This is a genomic window from Roseivirga sp. BDSF3-8, from assembly GCF_041449215.1.
GTDB lineage: Bacteria > Bacteroidota > Bacteroidia > Cytophagales > Cyclobacteriaceae > JBGNFV01.
The window spans coordinates 38,738-54,572 of the sequence record NZ_JBGNFV010000002.1; the positions used below are offsets into that span (position 1 = coordinate 38,738).

At 48.3% G+C, this 15,835-nt stretch carries 17 protein-coding genes; 2 read left to right on the forward strand and 15 right to left on the reverse strand.

The window, feature by feature from the left end:
* Positions 1–444: 444 nt before the first annotated feature.
* From AB9P05_RS23840 to AB9P05_RS23855, 4 genes are all read right to left on the reverse strand, one after another.
* Positions 445–621 (reverse strand): hypothetical protein, encoded by a 177-nt coding sequence (locus AB9P05_RS23840; RefSeq protein ID WP_371911412.1) that lies wholly within the window; start codon positions 619–621, stop codon positions 445–447.
* Entirely contained in the window at positions 622–858 is a 237-nt protein-coding gene (locus AB9P05_RS23845) for a hypothetical protein (protein WP_371911413.1), read from the reverse strand.
* Between the two features lie 389 nt (positions 859–1,247).
* Complete coding sequence (locus AB9P05_RS23850) at positions 1,248–1,604, reverse strand: DUF2752 domain-containing protein (protein WP_371911414.1); 357 nt, start codon at positions 1,602–1,604, stop codon at positions 1,248–1,250.
* Between the two features lie 19 nt (positions 1,605–1,623).
* Positions 1,624–1,899 (reverse strand): CD225/dispanin family protein, encoded by a 276-nt coding sequence (locus AB9P05_RS23855; RefSeq protein ID WP_371911415.1) that lies wholly within the window; start codon positions 1,897–1,899, stop codon positions 1,624–1,626.
* A 274-nt stretch (positions 1,900–2,173) separates the two neighbouring features.
* On the opposite strand from AB9P05_RS23855, the gene AB9P05_RS23860 reads away from it, so the two are divergent.
* On the forward strand, positions 2,174–3,793 hold the full coding sequence (locus AB9P05_RS23860; RefSeq protein WP_371911416.1) for an amidohydrolase: 1,620 nt from the start codon (positions 2,174–2,176) through the stop codon (positions 3,791–3,793).
* A gap of 15 nt (positions 3,794–3,808) precedes the next feature.
* Here the strand turns inward: AB9P05_RS23860 and AB9P05_RS23865 are convergent, their stop codons facing one another.
* From AB9P05_RS23865 to AB9P05_RS23875, 3 genes are all read right to left on the reverse strand, one after another.
* Entirely contained in the window at positions 3,809–5,056 is a 1,248-nt protein-coding gene (locus AB9P05_RS23865; protein ID WP_371911417.1) for an ATP-binding protein, read from the reverse strand.
* A gap of 157 nt (positions 5,057–5,213) precedes the next feature.
* On the reverse strand, positions 5,214–5,663 hold the full coding sequence (locus AB9P05_RS23870) for a DUF2267 domain-containing protein (protein WP_371911418.1): 450 nt from the start codon (positions 5,661–5,663) through the stop codon (positions 5,214–5,216).
* A gap of 106 nt (positions 5,664–5,769) precedes the next feature.
* Positions 5,770–6,495 carry a hypothetical protein gene (locus AB9P05_RS23875; protein WP_371911419.1) on the reverse strand — a complete coding sequence of 242 codons (726 nt, stop codon included), beginning with the start codon at positions 6,493–6,495 and terminating at the stop codon, positions 5,770–5,772.
* Between the two features lie 218 nt (positions 6,496–6,713).
* Here AB9P05_RS23875 and AB9P05_RS23880 point away from each other — a divergent pair, with 218 nt between their 5' ends.
* A complete protein-coding gene (locus AB9P05_RS23880) occupies positions 6,714–6,989 on the forward strand; it encodes a hypothetical protein (RefSeq protein ID WP_371911420.1) in 276 nt (91 codons plus the stop codon).
* Between the two features lie 36 nt (positions 6,990–7,025).
* Here AB9P05_RS23880 and AB9P05_RS23885 read toward each other — a convergent pair whose 3' ends face one another.
* From AB9P05_RS23885 to AB9P05_RS23920, 8 genes are all read right to left on the reverse strand, one after another.
* Positions 7,026–7,934, reverse strand: a complete 909-nt coding sequence (locus AB9P05_RS23885; protein ID WP_371911421.1) for an NAD(P)/FAD-dependent oxidoreductase — start codon at positions 7,932–7,934, stop codon at positions 7,026–7,028.
* Between the two features lie 205 nt (positions 7,935–8,139).
* Positions 8,140–8,409 carry a MerC domain-containing protein gene (locus tag AB9P05_RS23890; RefSeq protein WP_371911422.1) on the reverse strand — a complete coding sequence of 90 codons (270 nt, stop codon included), beginning with the start codon at positions 8,407–8,409 and terminating at the stop codon, positions 8,140–8,142.
* A 470-nt stretch (positions 8,410–8,879) separates the two neighbouring features.
* Entirely contained in the window at positions 8,880–9,074 is a 195-nt protein-coding gene (locus AB9P05_RS23895; RefSeq protein WP_371911423.1) for a hypothetical protein, read from the reverse strand.
* A gap of 646 nt (positions 9,075–9,720) precedes the next feature.
* Positions 9,721–10,320, reverse strand: coding sequence for a hypothetical protein (locus AB9P05_RS23900; protein WP_371911424.1), 600 nt, complete (start codon positions 10,318–10,320; stop codon positions 9,721–9,723).
* A gap of 283 nt (positions 10,321–10,603) precedes the next feature.
* The gene (locus AB9P05_RS23905; protein ID WP_371911425.1) at positions 10,604–11,002 is read right to left on the reverse strand and encodes a hypothetical protein; all 399 of its coding nucleotides are present in this window, start codon (positions 11,000–11,002) and stop codon (positions 10,604–10,606) included.
* Complete coding sequence (locus AB9P05_RS23910) at positions 10,999–12,129, reverse strand: FAD-dependent monooxygenase (RefSeq protein WP_371911426.1); 1,131 nt, start codon at positions 12,127–12,129, stop codon at positions 10,999–11,001. The genes AB9P05_RS23905 and AB9P05_RS23910 overlap by 4 nt, the downstream gene beginning before the upstream one ends.
* Before the next feature lie 3 nt (positions 12,130–12,132).
* Positions 12,133–13,695: a hypothetical protein gene (locus AB9P05_RS23915; RefSeq protein WP_371911427.1), complete on the reverse strand. Its 1,563-nt coding sequence runs from the start codon at positions 13,693–13,695 to the stop codon at positions 12,133–12,135.
* A gap of 4 nt (positions 13,696–13,699) precedes the next feature.
* Positions 13,700–15,832: a LodA/GoxA family CTQ-dependent oxidase gene (locus AB9P05_RS23920; protein WP_371911428.1), complete on the reverse strand. Its 2,133-nt coding sequence runs from the start codon at positions 15,830–15,832 to the stop codon at positions 13,700–13,702.
* Positions 15,833–15,835: the final 3 nt, after the last annotated feature.

The window sequence follows — 15,835 nt, forward strand, 5'->3', positions numbered from 1 at the left end:
TGGATAGGGAGACGGGGTGCTGACCGAGTGGTTAGTGCTTCTTTGAATGGATGAATTTTGATTGAGTGAATGATGGAATAATAGAGTTAAAGAGTAATCGTAAGATGGGGGAGTGCCTCTTCCTGTATGCTGAGTACGTGTGTCAGTATATTATCGATTGATCGTGACTCGTGGCAGAAATACTGTAAAGAAGAACTGATTAAGTTTGGGGCTTTACTTTCTTAAAAAAAACCTGTGAAGTAGTCAAAAAAATTTCATCTAAAGGCAACAACCGGGCGTAATGAACGTATATAAAGAAAATGAGTAATCATTTTTCATGTTTATTTAGGTTCAGGGTGTCAGACAGCGTCTGGCACCTTTTTTTGTGTCCTGTGGCTTAAGGATGTCTTGTCATAAGGGAAATGAGCTGGTGGCAGGTGGTAATCCCCGAACGTACGCTTATGGCTAAGAGTCAGTGGCAGGGGCTGCCTGTTCTGTATTATCCTGCTCGGGCTGTTGGAACAGGCTTACCTTTTTTAGCAAGTAATAACCAAGAAGGATGATGAGCAGCATGCCCAGGCCCACTGTTACCAGTGATCCCCTGATGCCTGATTTTCTGCGTTCTCCTGGTCTCTTTCTCACTTAATTAGGCTCTTTGTTTGCGGGGAAATCTTTCGGCGAATCAAAAAGTTGCCGGTTTTTTTCCTCCATCTTAGTGGCAATATTCAGGTTTGCCTTTACACTTTTACGTACGTATGCAAATACGCCTGCCAGCACAAAGGTAGCCAATAAGCAGAAAAAGATGTGCAGATAATAGTCGGATATATAGCTAAAGTCCGTATTTAGTGCGAAAGCAAAAATAGTTGACTTGACCTCCATATGTTGGGCTGTATGTGTTTGAAAGTACCTTATCAATTCTCATTCCAGCCAGTTGAAGGTATGAATATAGCTTCTTTTTTTTAAAGAATTTATCTAAATAGTTAAAAAAGAAGGAAGTCATTGGAACTAAGCTATATAGCCCATTTTATCTTATATATTTTACATAAGTGGCGGATTGGGATGTTCAGGCCAGTATGATTGGTTTAGTATAGAGATCAGGTCTTTTCCAGCAGGTAAGTGAAGTCATAGTCCCAGTAGTAGCCGAGCCATTGACTTTTTTTCAGGTTTCCGTGCTATACTCCATACAGCCACTGTATAATGGTATTTTTGATCAATGCTGCAGGTATAAAGGCCTGATTATGAGTTTTTTTGATGAAGTACTGATGGGGTCAGGCAGGGAAAATATTTCTGCCTATTGTGTATATCGTGATAATGACGAGGATGATGAGGATGGCTTTTTGGCCAAATAGGATATTTCGCCAGCGGAGTACCCGGGGGCCAGGCTTGGAGAGCATGTCATAGGCCATGCCAAGAAGTATATAAGGAAGGAAGATGACCAGCAGGGCATTCATACGAAATGCTGAGGCCACATCAAGATTAAGGAGGTGATGGACGGCTCGCTGTGAGCCGCAACCGGGACATTGCAGTCCGGTATACTTATTAAAAGGACAACGGGGGAAAATACCGGCTACCTCGGGGTTGAATGTTTTATATACCACACCCAATCCGATAAGTACCACAAGCACTATCCCCCATTTTAAGATCTTAGAACTGTCCACTGTCAAGCATAGCTCCGCCAATACCCAGTGCCATCATAAGGATGTAGATTACCACACCGGCAATACCGATGATAGCTCCGATCTTGGTCCACTTGCCGGCTTCCTTAGAAGCATGCATAGCCCCCTGAATGTCACCACTATGAAAGCGTCCTTCTACTTTAGATGCATTGATAATTCCTACAATGCCAAGAGGAAGACAGCAAAATATGGTAACGAGGATAGACTCTACCAGCCAGGTCTTAGGTGGTTTTTGATCGTTCATTTGGTTCTGAATAAGAGTGAATGAATAAATTTGGAAGCCAATTAAAGAAAAGTCTAAAAATAATCCTAAAGCTTTCTTTATCAGTAAAGTACGTCCATAGTTATCCACATCGCTTTTCGGATGTTGTTGTTAGTCAATTAGTTGTTGATTTTTACAGGCATTACTTGCCGGCAATACATGCGATACTTCGCTTTTTCTAACTCCACAGGCAGTATCAAACATCCTGCTACCGTATTGGTAGTAATGGGAGTGCCTGACTAAATAAACCCACTATATGTCCGAATTTCTTATTCAGAACTGCCAGTTATACAGACCATTTTACCCTACAAATAATAAACACTTCCAGGTGAGGGTAAAAGACCACAAGATTGTGGCGGTGGAGGAGAGTGGCTACCGCACGGGTAAAGTGAAATCATTCGATGCGCAGAACCGTACCCTGGTCCCCAGTTATAAAGACTCTCATATCCATCTGCTCCGCTTTTCGCTGATGAAAAGGGAGCGCGACCTGCGGCATGTGAATACCTGGAAGCATCTGCAGGAGGAATTGTGTGACGATAAGGAGAAATCTTCGCTTTCGCATAATGGGTGGATCGTGGGGCGGGGCCTTACGGATGATCAGTTCCTGGACCGGCAGGCTAATCTACGGGCAAGTGACCTGGATTCGCTGCCGATAGATATGCCCATCTTTTTGCTGCATCAGGACGGGCATGAATGCCTGCTGAACAGTATAGCCATTAAAGAGGTGCAAAAAAATAAAGACCTGGAAAAGGAACATGACGCCTTTATAGAAAAGGATGAGGAAGGGAACTGGACTGGCCGCTTTATGGACACGGCTGTGCATTTCATCAAAATGAACTTCCGGAATAAAACATGCGCAGACGCTAAGACGGCCCTGAAGGATGTATTTCCCTACCTCGCAGAGTACGGCATCACCCATGTTGATTCTGACGATCTGAACTATGTGGGGAGTTATGATAAGGTGTGGCAGGCCTATACGGAACTGGACCAGGAGGTGGGATTACCCTTTGGTGCCTACCTGCATCACTATGTGTACTGGAAGAAGGACATGGAAAACTTCCTGAAAAATAATAAGCACCGGACCGGTCAGGGTGAGGGCAATGTGCGTGTGGGGGCTTTTAAGATCTTTGTGGATGGCACCTACCGGCTGCACACTGCCGCACTTAGCCTGCCATATGAGGATGTGGGAGGCTGCGGCAACCTGATCTACGATGAGAAGGAGTTGACAGAGATGCTGAAACTGGCCGAGGAAAACCGTATGCAGGTGGCCATGCACTGCATAGGGGACCGGGCCGTGGAAGCGGCGGCCATTGCCATTATCAATGCAAATGGCAGGCAGTGTAACCCGATGAGGCACCGCATCATCCATATGCAAACCACCCGGACAGACCTGATGAAGACACTGGCCCGCTATAAGATTCCGGTGGAGACACAGCCGGGTTTTCTGCAGGATGACTGGTCTTCCTATAGTAAATGGGTGGGTAAAGAACGTGAGCCGATGGTAGGTGTAGGGCAGAGTCTGATAGATAATGAGGTGGTCTTTACCAGTAGCTCAGATGCCCCTATAGGCCCACTGAACCCGGCAGAGCATATTTATTCTGCAGTAAACCGTACGGATAATAACGGCCAGCCTGCCGGTGGGTGGCAGCCCCGGGAGAAGATGTCGGTACACCACGCCTTTGACAGCTACTGCGGCACACCGACTTACCTGAACCATTCGGATAAATATACCGGCTGCCTGCTGCCGGGCTATAATGCGGACATGATGCTACTTGAGAAGCACCCGATGGAGGTAGACCCCATGGAGCTTAATAAGATCAAGGTAGAGGCACTCTGGTACCGTGGGCGGCAGGTATTTGACCGGTATGGTAACTAGGCCGTGCTGCCCAAACTATAAAACATGCTCTTCCAGCATTTCTATGTGGCTGTAATCGCGTCGTGACAGGGTGAAGAAAAAAGTAGTCCCATGTCCCTCGGTGGATTGCAGCCATATTTTGCCGCCCTGAGCTTCTACCAGCTTCTTCACTATCGCCAGTCCTATCCCACTGCCGCGAATACCGTCGCGGTCTTTATTTGCGGCTACGGTAAACAGTTCGAAGATCTTGCTTTGCTTATCTTCCGGTATGCCCGGGCCATTGTCCTTCACATAAAAGTGATAGCCTTTCTGATCCTCATCCATGCCCAACTCTATCTTTATGTCATCAGTGTCATTATATTTGATGGCATTGGTGATCAGATTTACCAGTATTTGGGTAAGGGCGGTATGGTTTAGCCTCAGTTCCCTGAGGTTTGTTTTCAGTACTAATTCTACCTGGTCAGGAATGACCAGTATCTCCTTAATTTCCTGTAATAATTCACGGGGGTCTACTAGAGAGGGAGGTTCTTCCAGCACCTTATCAGACCGGCGATACTCCAGCAGGCTTTGTATCATGTCGCCCAGCCTGCGGGAGCTTTTCATGATCATTTTGACTATTTTTTCCGCTTCCTTATCCAGCTCATCAGCGTGGCCCATTATTAATATCTCGGCCAGGCTGTGGATATTTTGCAAAGGGGACTTCATGTCATGGGCAGCTACATAGGCAAACTCTTCCAGTTCCGTGGTTCGCTTCTCCATCTGCCTCAGGGTACCTTCGAGGGTAAGGCGGGAACGTCTCAGTTCTATCAGGTTCATAACCTGGTTTGATAGCGCCTTTAGTGATTTAGCCTGTTGCTGCGTAAGCTGCCGGGGCTTTTTATCCATTACGCATAAGCTGCCAAGGGCATAGCCTTCCTTATTCACCAGCGGTGCACCGGCATAGAATACAAAGTGCGGATCTTTCGTAACCATTGGGTTATTCTTAAACCGCTTGTCTTCGCGGGCATCCGATACGATCAGCAGATCGTCCGGTTGGTTAATGGCGTGTGAGCAAAAGGAATGTTCGCGGGGAGTTTCTGCAGCATCATGGTAACCATGGCTGGATTTGAACCACTGTCGCTCACTATCCACCAATGATATCAGGGATATTTCGGTGCCACATATTTCAGAGGCAATCATGGTAAGGTCGTCGTAATCTTTTTCCGGAAGGGTATCAAGTATGTTGTAACTGGCTAACTGGCGCAATCTTTCCCCTTCCGTCTTCAATGTTGAGGCTTCTTTCATACGGGATTTATGCTATGCACATGCATTAAAGCCCCTGAAAGCCCCATTGGTTTTAAAAATCTCCCTTAAAAATCGGTTGAGTGCCCTGTTTTTATAAAAAAGAAGGTCCCGGTTATGCCGGGACCTGGTTCATCAGGTAATGGAAAGCCATGCTATATCAGCCTTCCAGTTCTGCAAATACCGTCTCCTTCACATCCTTAGGTAACTGGTCTATTATATGGTCCAGTTGTCCCGTACTCAGGTAGGTGATATAAAGCGTTTTCAATACCGTAAGTACGATTTCACGGCTGGGTTCATCCCAGTCAAAGTCCTTCTCCCCGAATAGCCTCTGCCGTTCTTTTACCCGTTCCACAAAATCTTCCATGGTACGGAACTCGTCGGTCTTTTCAGCGTACTTCCACTGGTGTACATAGAGGCCTTTCAGCAGCATAGGTAGCTGGGCCATCAGGTCAAAGGATTCGGATATTGTGATCCGGTCCCGTACGGTATGCAATACGGCTTTCAGAATCCTCAGCGTCTGCTCCGGCTGGTTACGGTGGTTAAGTTCTTCAGATAAGGTTATGATAAATTGGTCTGCTTCCTGTTTGTATTTTTCAAAGTGATGCATGGATAGTCTTCTTTTATTTACACAATCATTTATGTCTTATTAACTATCTGAAAACCTGAGTGTTATTAATGATTTAAATTGTGCGGAAGAAACTGCCCTGTGGGTGTCAGGATTCTTTGCGCCAGTCCTCACACCCTGCTGTTTCGTCTCCTCTTACCTTTTCCGTTAATGGGAAATGCCTGCCGAATAAGGCGTGGAAGATGAGGGTGGCAGAATGGCTATCAGGTGTATAAAGGGCTGTATGCGTCCATTCCCTGCTTGCCAGAGCGAAGGGTACCTGCCGGTATTCCGGAAATTGAGCACCAATCAGCCGTGCGAGGGCTTTCATAGGGCGTTCATACTCATAACAGGGCGAAATGGTCAGGGCCACACGTGAGTGATAGAGCCGGTTACGCTCTCTGAGCTCCTGCTCTGCCGTGCGTAACAGGTCGGGGAGGGTCACTTCAAGCCGGTCCAGCCCGATGAGTGAATAGTAAGGGCCGAGCAGACTAATAAAAAAGTGAAGCTCTTTAATATAGGTCAGGTTGCCGGAGGTCTTTTTTTCTATCGTGATGGCTCCGCTATAGCATGGGTAGAGGACGGCCGTTGTCTCACGGACGGGTTTGTCAAGCCCTCCCTTAAGGTAGGCTTTAAAGGCTTTCCATTTTTCTTTGTAATAGACCTTGTCCTGAAAGTTGCTTCTTAGTAAACGGTTATATCGTTCATACTCCTTGGTTTTGAGCAGGTCTCCCGCCGTCAGCCCTTTTTCTGCAGGAGGGTAGTAGCGTTTTATCGTTTCGTAAATGGTGCTGTAATCATATTCTTCCGTATCTCCGACATTCCCGACAAGCATGATAAGTAAGTAAAAGAGGTTACCTGTGTTTTATTGAAGCTTCAAATATGGCAGGCTTGTCTGCTAATTTCGAATCTTGCCGGAAGTTTTTTTAGATTATAGCTTTAGGTTCGAGTGATTCTCATTTCAGAGAATCCATGTATTCGGCTATCAATCCAATAAGTAATTTGTACATAAAAGCTATTCTGGTAATAAATGCCCTGTTGATGTGTTTGGCTATGATAGGTTTACTTTTCCTGGTGTGGGATATCTATGCTTTTTTCCAGGATACATCTACGTATAACCAAGTGCATCATTTGGATACCGGTGAGGCAGGCTGGCAGTGGGCTTACCTGAAGTTTCATGCATTTGCCATACCTGTCTGCTTGTTGTTCAGCCTGAGCGCTGCCGCCCGATACCTGAAGGGTACAGACACGGCCATAAAGTTTAATAACCTGATGCTTTTGGTGGTCCTTGTGAGTGTGCTGGTGGCCATGACTGACCGGTTGGCATAAGTAAAGCAATTAAAAAAGCCTGTGGCGTAAGCTTTTTTAAAATGCTTCTTCAGTCATGGCATTGTTGAGCATGCCGCCGGCAATATTGCCTGTCGCAACCGCATGAGAAACCGCCCTTAACGGACTTGCGTTATCGCCGCAAGCATATATTCCTTCCACCGTTGTTTTTTGAAACATATCTACTTGTAGTAAGCCCTGCTCATTCAGTTCACAACCAAGCTGCCCGGGGATAGGACAATGTTGCTCAATAGCAGGCCGGGAATAGAGTGCCTTTAACCTGAATCTAGTCTTATCGTTAAAAACAATCTCTTTTAAATAGCCACTTTCATGAGTTAATTCAGCGATGTCATTTTCAATGATTTGAATATGGTTTGCTGCTAGTTTATCAGTTTGCTCCTGCGTCAGGGTTGAACGGCCATTTGTGAAGAGGGTCAGGTGCTTTGTCCAATTAATGATAAGCCTGGCATAATGATAAGCAGTATCTCCATTAGCTAATATGCCTGTTATTTCATTCTTAACTTCGTATCCGTGGCAGTAGGGGCAATGTAGAATGGATATGCCCCAGCACTCGGCAAACCCATTCATTTCAGGCATTATATCTTTTATCCCTGTGGCGAAAATGAGTTTCCTGGCTGTAAATGCTTTTCCGCTATCTGTCCTGATCAGAAATCCATGGGATGTCTTTTCACCACTTACGGCAATGTCTTGATGAAACGTTACGGTGTCATAGGCTAAAACCTGTGCTTTGGCATTTTTGGCTATGGCCGCCGGAGTCTCCCCATCCTGGGTGATGAAATTGTGCGAATGTGGCGTTTGCCGGTTACAGGGTGCTCCACTGTCTATGATCAGCACATTCCTTAAAGCCCTCCCCAAGGTCATGGCTGCAGAAAGCCCTGCATAGCTGCCACCTATTATAATTACGTCAAAAATTTCACTGTCTGCCATTACCTTATGCTTTAGGGATATGTATAATAAATCTGCTTATGCGTCAAAAGCATAGACATTTCTGTTACGTTATTTCGTAGCGATGATATGGTTCGGGTCTTTTACCCTTCAAATGAAGTACGGCGTTTCCACCGGAGGTTCTGCACATGGGCATACCCTATCACCAGCGAGCCTGCAACAGACAGACCAACGGAGACCCAGGTATTTACCACAGACTGGCATTGATTAACAGTAAGAAGCCTGCTACGAAAAGCACCGGTATAAAATGCTGCCTGTGAGATATAAATCCGCTTAGCACTGAGAATACGCCTACCAAAAGGGCAAAGGCAATTATGGTCCATTCGATCCATTCACTGTCCACCATTCGTTGTACGGCATCGAAGCCAAATAGAAAAAACAAGCAATGAACCATGCAGATCACAGATGTACACATGCCGATCTTATCTAATGTATAGGTAATGCCTTTTTTACTCATAATCACCGTTGTATTTTGTTCGTAACGTCCTGTATATCGTCCGCCGTATGAGGCCTTTGCGCTAACAGAATGTGAATGTAATGTAGATGCGACTTTGTTGCAAGTATGGTGTTGATTTTAATTATCTTCTGTGCTGAGGGGCTCCTAAAGAGGGTGATAGAACCTGTAAGAGAAACAGAGGTTGGCCGAAACAAGTTATTATGCAATAGTGTCGCATGATTGACCGTTGTATTGATGCTTAAAGGAATTAATAAGATATGTGTGATAGTGGAAAGGGGTTTGGTTGAAGAAATAGGCAGATGACAGTCTTTTCCTGATATCAGCTACAGGCTACAGCCTTACCAATTTTGTGCGACTATGGAGCGGAGGGTGGTGCATGCTTATTCAAACCAAGGCTATACGGTCTTACATAAAAAAAACCGCAAGCTGTAAGGACAACCTGCGGTTTCAGTTTTCTTAGGATTAGAGGGTTATTCTTCCTCTTCCATGGCTTCTTCGTGCTCGGCCTTCATCTGCTCATGGTCTGCTTTGATCTTTTCATGATCCTGCATCATGTTATCATGCTCTGACTTCATGTTTTGATGTTCTGCCTGCATGGATTCATGGTCACTTTTCATTTCTTCAGAGGAGATTTCTCCTGCTGCGTGTTTTTTCCTCAAGCTCATTATGCTTGGCTATCAGTGATTCGTGCTGAGCTATAAGGTCTTCATGTCTGTTGATAATTTCCTTGTGGGATTCCTCCATAGCCATGTGTGTGCTATCCATTTCTCCACCTGCCATTTCCTGGTGGTTCCTAAAAAAGCATTTTATATGTAATATAAAGCTGTTTTACAGCCTGTTAACTTAGTTTTAGCAGCTTGGTGTAAGCGTTCACGTGTAGTAAGTATTGAGTAAAAAGAGCAAGAGTAAAATAAATATAATTATATTTTACTTCACTGCTTAAGCAGTAACTTATTCTATGAAGCGCAAGGGGGAAAGGCTTCATGTAATACAGTATTTTCGTATGGTAAGGTGCGGAGGGGAACAGGTGGTCTTACGGCTTGTACGGGGTTAGTTTAAGCTATCCTATAGTGGATACATGATGCTCTGGCAAATTATAGTCAATGGGGCATAATACCCGGCTCAAATGATTCAGGGGATATACCAGTAGGAAACACCCCACCACCTTTTATTCAATAGCCTGTCGCTACTATATCCTTGTAAGAGTGCGTGGGGGCGTACGAGGCTGCCAGGGTTTAGCGTAAACAAAAAGCCCGGGCCATTGGCCCGGGCTGAGAAGTTTCAAACAAATAGTAGTGAACAGTTTTTACCTTACCGGTTTACATCGTAGATGTTCTTCTCGATAAACTTCTGCTGTATTTCAGCTTTTGAATAAGCGACCTCGAAATCCACGTAGTTCTGTGGTTTATCAATCTCGTTAATACCGGTCTTCTTATTAGTCACGTACTCATTTATGAATACGTACACACTGTCACCGGCTACACGTGATACCTTCATGGTGCTGTAGTCACCGTCCAGCTTGTATTCGTATACATCTCCTGCAGCAGGGTTAGATATATACTCGGCATTTTTTTTATCGTTTTCACCACTGGCATATACACCAAAGGCCACCAGCATCACGATCAGGAAAAGCCCGCTGAATTTCCAGAAGGGTACTTTGGTCTCGTTCTTCAAGTTCTTATAGTCATTGACGCTGTCACCGGTCATCTCTTTATTAGTAACCGTGTGCTTGCAGTGGCCGCACTGTGAGGCGCCTACTCTCCCTATGGGAAAAACGGGTATCCAGAATATGTGGGCATGCTTGCTAAATACGCTATAGCTTACTGAGCCCTTGGTTCCACAACTGACGCATGTAGCTGTGTTGGATTGGGCAGACTTAAGGTGGGTGGCTTTGCTACCGTAGATAATCATTGTTTTTCATGTTAGAATATACACGTACTAATAGCTGGTCATGCTCTTTTTAAAGAAAATAACCGGCCTGCCTGGAGGGGCATCGTTTTTTATGTCCCTCACGTGCAAACAGGTATATATTTCCAGGCTAATTTACCAGCATGGTAATAGAATGTAAAGACGATGTATGATTATTTGAATAATGGTGGGAATTGTAACCTGCTTTGGGGAGGAATATTTTAAGGGTGGGAAATGAGATAGGTGAAAAAAGGCTGATTTGGCCTTTGGGGCTGATCTTTTTACCTCAATGTCCAGTCAGCGGGCGCTTTAAGTTCTGCAGAAAGGTAGGTAGCAGCATGAGGCAAGCACCTGCCCATAGCCACCACTGTCCGGTAAAAGACAGGAAGTAGCCGCAGGCCAGCAGGGCAATGCCTGCAAGATACACCCCAAGTGACAAGCGGGCGCCGCGCTGCAGGTATCTGTAGGTAAGCCATGCTGATGAGGTAAGGAAAAGTGCCGCCAGCACATAAATAAGCCAGGGAGTATAGGGCAGGTTTTCTATACCGGCCAGGCCCATCATGCCGGCATAGGCTGCCCAGCACATGGGGCATTTAGGGAAAAGGACCAGGGCTACGGAGCTAAGTGTATTCAGCGCTGAGCCGCTTTTGGTGGCTGATGAAGTCCGGTTGCAATCACAGTTCATAGCGTAAGGGGAGTAAGGTGGGAAATAGAGGGTGTGTATTCGTGCACCTGCTGCCAGAAATCAGCATGAGGCCAGCGGCCTTCTTCGCGGTAATACTGCCTGCGCAGGGTATGGTAGTTTCGGTAGGTGCCTTTTAGCAGATAGTTATATGTTTCCAGCCCTTCATAGCGTCCGCTGAAGTAGTCACGGATGGCATGGCATGCCCAGGCACTTGTTTCCAGCGCTTTTGTGATGCCCTGGCCGGAGAGGGGGTCATAGGCGCTGGCGGCATCACCGCAAGCCAGCCAGCCGTTCAGGCTGTCGCTGAAGCCGGCTTTTTTATCGAGCTCTTGAGAGTGAGCGGCATGCACGGATATTTTTTCCGGGCGTGAATGGGAGAGGAGATGTTTTTTAATGGTCGTCGTTTGTAGCAGAAGATCGTACCAGTCTTCTGGCTTTTGTACCTCCAGGCGTCTGCCGGTCTCCGGGTGGGTCATGAAGGCCACGGCGGCTTTTTGGCCAGGCAGGGCAGCCATGTACCACCATCCGTTTTCCACCGCTTCAATCAGTGTTACCGGAGACTGTGTATCTGCAGGTAACCAGGCATAGTAGCCCAGCAGGTGATGGTCTACGCGGCGCGTAGCTCCCTGGGCCTCGGCCAGGTAGGCCTTTCGGCCGGTAGCATCTACCACAAAGTCTGCAGTGCATATACGGGCGTGTTCTCCATGCAGGCATAACTGCCATACGCCCATTTCACTTTTTGCACCGAATACGCGGGTATTTTGCAGCAGGGTAGCGCCTTGTTTGCCGGCAGCCCGGGCAAGTTGGCTGTCGAAGGCGGGGCGTGAGAGGTGCCATCCGGGGGTAGTGTATGTTCTGTGGGCCGGTGTGTCACTGCCCCAGCAGGCCTGTATGCCCTGTGAGGGGTGATGGTGTGTCAGCATATCCGCTACCGGTATTCCCAGCTTAGCCAGAAGGGGGGTAGCTGCAGAGGGGATGCTCTCACCCGCACGCCGGGCGGTGTACTCTTCCGCCTCAGCTATGAGGACAGGCCCTATACCTGCCTGCAATAAGTGGATAGCCAGGGCAGCCCCTGCGGGGCCGCCTCCGGCTATCACTACCTTATAGTGGGTGTGAACCATAGTCATTGTTTACTTATTTGTCTCCTTGCTGTCCAGCAGATGTGCCTTAAGCAATAGCCAGCTAAAGTCTGCAGATAGCTGACCGGTGGTCTCTTTCATGTCCAGTGACTTATACATGCCTGCACTTGAGTGGCAGCCCATGCAGCTCTCCGTGCCGTAGATCACGATGGTACTGCTACCGCCTTCGGTAAGGTTCTGTGCCTGCTGGTTACCTTTCTGGAAGAAGGTTTCCATGCTCATGTTCGTGAGGAAAGCAATATTAGGATCGCCTCCCGGCTTATTCAGTACGCCTTCCGGGATGTTATTCGGGTCGGCAGGTGGTACGCTCTGGTCCAGCGGATACTGGGTGTCCACCAGGCGGAAATACTGCCAGGGGCTGTTCTGTGTGGCAAAGTAGGCCTGCATGGCACGGTTTACTTTCTCTACCCGTCGGGGTATGTCTATCATGCGCTTGGCCTGGGTCTTCAGTACACTACTTTCCTGGTAGTAAGTGGTGTCGTAGGCTTTTTTAGCTGCTTCACTGCTTATCAGTACATTCACCGGGCATATCTCGCATGTAGGGTCAGTAAGGATAGGGTGGATATTTTGCTCTGTACCATTGACGATGGTGGAGTTTTCTTCCAGCAGGTCTATATGCTCAAAGGTAGACCACACCCACTGGCTGGCAGTCGCCGTCTTCTGGCTTATGTGCATGCCCACCAGCCCCAGCGTCACTTGCTTCCATCTATCATCGTTGCCGATGGTATCATGAACCCATGACTCCATGGTGAGGTACCGCTCGCTGATGTCTTCCGGCATCATCACCTTCCAGGCCAGTTTTACCTCGATGGCGCCTTCGGTATCGCCGCCGTATACCCCTTCGGTAAAGTCCAGGTTTTTACCGGGATTGTTTTTGATCCATTCTACCTGCCCGTTTACATTGTAGAGCTTATTGTCTACCACATAGTCAAATTCCTCCTCATTCATCAGGATTTCGTAGTAGAGCACATTACCATTCTGGTCCCACACCGGGCCGGTAAAAGCCTGTGTTTCTTCATTGGCTACGTTACCGGGATGGTCTACGGCACTCGTGAGGTGGGCTATTCGGACATTTCTGCCTTTATCAGCGGCTGCCTGTGGCAGGGTGAGCAATTCGGCGGGTAGTCCGTCCGTGTCACGGGCGCTGCCCCAGGGTTCCGGTGCCTCCCCATTCTCCTGGTACACTTCATAGTACTCCTTCCAGGTAGTCCATGCAGGCAGGCCTTCGCTGGTTATAGAGGGCTGAGGGTTTCCCTGGGCATCCACAGGCCAGTTTATGGCGGCAAATGCCTGCCAGCTATAGATGTTGAAAACGACATTAAGCGAATCTATTTCCCCGGCATTTTTCAGGGCTTCCTGTGTGGCAGGGTTTACATCATGCGGTATGTCTGCGGTAAAGGTGGGTACCGTTATGCCCGGCATACCTGGCCATACTTCCGGCCCCGGTTCCAGGGGGGTGTCGGTAGAGCCGGTACCCGTATTACAGGCAGTAAATACTGCCAGGCCCAGCAGCATCAGGGCCGCTTTTTTTAAATGAGTAGATGATTTCAGCATGGTCTTATTTTTTAGATTTATCAGGTGTATTGGATAGTGCCGCCTGCCGCATGGCCTTGCCCGTATCCGTAAGCGGGTTGTGGTCGGCAAACTGTGTGAGGTTAGAGGGCTCCTCATCCGTAACGACGAAGCCAGGGCCATTTTTGTCGGTATTAGCCACCACAAAGCCAAGCTTGCTCCATTCGGTGACCATTTTCAGGTCTCCTGCTTTGTTTTGAGGAATACCAAGTGCCCAGTTCATCGGGGCGGGGTAGGTGTAGCCCTTCCCATCCGCCTTGGTTTTGCGCAGCGTTACCTGCATGGGGCGGTGCACAGGCCACCACAGCGTGGGGTTGGTGCGGTTCATGTCTTCCAGCAGCTTGTCGCCTGTGCTGCCGGGGTATATCTGGTTCCAGTCCTCGTATGTGATGTCGATCAACTGGCTGGAGCACTCGTTAAAGTCCGACTGCCAGGGGAGGGCACTGTACTTGGTGAGGTCGCCCGGCTCCAGTCCATCGCTCAGTTTGTTCATAGGGGCAGGTTGCAGACTGGTTTCATTATATGATACCCCCGGGGTGGTGCCCACACTATTGTTCTGCATACTGGGGCCGAAGTTGTCCGAGGCTTTCAGGCGGTAGGGAGCTTTGTATATCGCCGGATTACGTAGGATCCAGCACACCTCACCACCGGGGCAAAAGGCACCACCGAGCACATTTGCCAGTGAACCACGGTCCAGTTTCCGGCCGGCGTCTTCTGCGGCCGGTTCCTTTGTCACCCCTTCTTCCTTGTCATTAATGAACTTGCCCTCTGCCCACTGGGCCAGAATGAATAGCTGATAGTTGGTCATGCGCAGAAACTTACTGGGCAGGGTGTTGGTGATGGGATTATCACCGGCCAGCATGGGCATCAGTGCCTGGTTAAAGGCGCGGTTAGAAGGAGGGGCTGAGCGATTGTAAAACTCATTCTCTTCGCCCGGCTGCCTCAGCACATTATAGATGTACTCACGCATCGGCTTTGCCTTATCCGAGGGGTCGCCCATCATACTCAGGTCAAAGTTACCTCCCTGCCCGGTGTTATGGGGCTGGAAGCTCTGCCCGATAAAGGTGGTCACATACTGCATATTGAAGGGTCGTTCCAGTATGGGCCATATGTCCCTGTAAAAGAGGGGGTAGTAGTCAGGATTATAATATTTGATCTCCCTGCGCCAGCGGAATAGTTCATCCGGTGTCTCAGGCGTTTCCGGATTATTCCAGTTACCGGTACCATAAATATGCGTGTCCGTAGCAAAGTAGCGCATCATCAGGTCATACACTACCTCGTCATAGGTGATCATGTCCATCAGTTCAGGTGCATAGCGCGGGTAGCCCGTAATGACCCAGGCAGGGTCTTCGAGCAGCAGGTAGCGGTATTGCTGGTCCAGCTCATCGTAGTACTTCAGCTTGGCATACACCGGACCGTCGGAGGTGTCGTCAAACCAGCCGTCATTATTCGCGTAGGTGGATATGGAGGGCTCGCCGAAGCCGCTTTTGAGGCTGCCGCTGCGTCCGTAGCCACCGAGGAAGATTAGCTCCTGGCTGTCATTGGACATCATTTCACCCAGCGTGTCAATGCTATAGGGCTCCAGTGCGGGGGGAAAGGTCTGGCTGTAGAGCGGGTTTTCGCCTTTCGCAAAGGAAGCACGACGCTGGCCGGTGCAATTTATGGTTTGCGGCCCCGGGTCAATGATGAGTGCCTGGCGCTTGCCGGGGTCGGTGATGTGGGCATTACGCAGCGGATGATCCGGCGCATAGCCATGCTCACCTTCCAGTTGGGCAAACTCGTACCAGGCGGCCTTCTTATTGGCCGGGTAGGCTGTCCATTCTATATCCACCAGTTTGCCTTTGCTGCCGATACCCTGTATGGTATCTCCTATCTTTAAGGGCCTGCCTTGGGGGTTATCGTTATCGTAAACCATTACCCGAAAGCGTGCTGCCTGGCGCCGTATGCGCCCCTGACTGTCTTTATAGGTATTTACTTTTTCACCGGTCGGATTGCCCTGTGGGTCGCATTCCAGGGGCACCTCACCCCCGCCGTCAGGGCTCAGGTAAAAAGAATCTGTACTGTCACCCACACGGGCTACGCCTATGGATGGGTGTATGCTATATGTTGTCATACTCATAGT

Bases quoted from the DNA above. Each gene is read 5' to 3' on its own strand.
- AB9P05_RS23845 (WP_371911413.1), bottom strand. From the start codon at position 858: ATGGAGGTCAAGTCAACTATTTTTGCTTTCGCACTAAATACGGACTTT.
- AB9P05_RS23855 (WP_371911415.1), bottom strand. From the start codon at position 1,899: ATGAACGATCAAAAACCACCTAAGACCTGGCTGGTAGAGTCTATCCTC.
- AB9P05_RS23860 (WP_371911416.1), top strand. From the start codon at position 2,174: ATGTCCGAATTTCTTATTCAGAACTGCCAGTTATACAGACCATTTTAC.
- AB9P05_RS23865 (WP_371911417.1), bottom strand. From the start codon at position 5,056: ATGAAAGAAGCCTCAACATTGAAGACGGAAGGGGAAAGATTGCGCCAG.
- AB9P05_RS23870 (WP_371911418.1), bottom strand. From the start codon at position 5,663: ATGCATCACTTTGAAAAATACAAACAGGAAGCAGACCAATTTATCATA.
- AB9P05_RS23875 (WP_371911419.1), bottom strand. From the start codon at position 6,495: ATGCTTGTCGGGAATGTCGGAGATACGGAAGAATATGATTACAGCACC.
- AB9P05_RS23880 (WP_371911420.1), top strand. From the start codon at position 6,714: ATGATAGGTTTACTTTTCCTGGTGTGGGATATCTATGCTTTTTTCCAG.
- AB9P05_RS23885 (WP_371911421.1), bottom strand. From the start codon at position 7,934: ATGGCAGACAGTGAAATTTTTGACGTAATTATAATAGGTGGCAGCTAT.
- AB9P05_RS23890 (WP_371911422.1), bottom strand. From the start codon at position 8,409: ATGAGTAAAAAAGGCATTACCTATACATTAGATAAGATCGGCATGTGT.
- AB9P05_RS23895 (WP_371911423.1), bottom strand. From the start codon at position 9,074: ATGAGCTTGAGGAAAAAACACGCAGCAGGAGAAATCTCCTCTGAAGAA.
- AB9P05_RS23900 (WP_371911424.1), bottom strand. From the start codon at position 10,320: ATGATTATCTACGGTAGCAAAGCCACCCACCTTAAGTCTGCCCAATCC.
- AB9P05_RS23905 (WP_371911425.1), bottom strand. From the start codon at position 11,002: ATGAACTGTGATTGCAACCGGACTTCATCAGCCACCAAAAGCGGCTCA.
- AB9P05_RS23910 (WP_371911426.1), bottom strand. From the start codon at position 12,129: ATGACTATGGTTCACACCCACTATAAGGTAGTGATAGCCGGAGGCGGC.
- AB9P05_RS23915 (WP_371911427.1), bottom strand. From the start codon at position 13,695: ATGCTGAAATCATCTACTCATTTAAAAAAAGCGGCCCTGATGCTGCTG.
- AB9P05_RS23920 (WP_371911428.1), bottom strand. From the start codon at position 15,832: ATGAGTATGACAACATATAGCATACACCCATCCATAGGCGTAGCCCGT.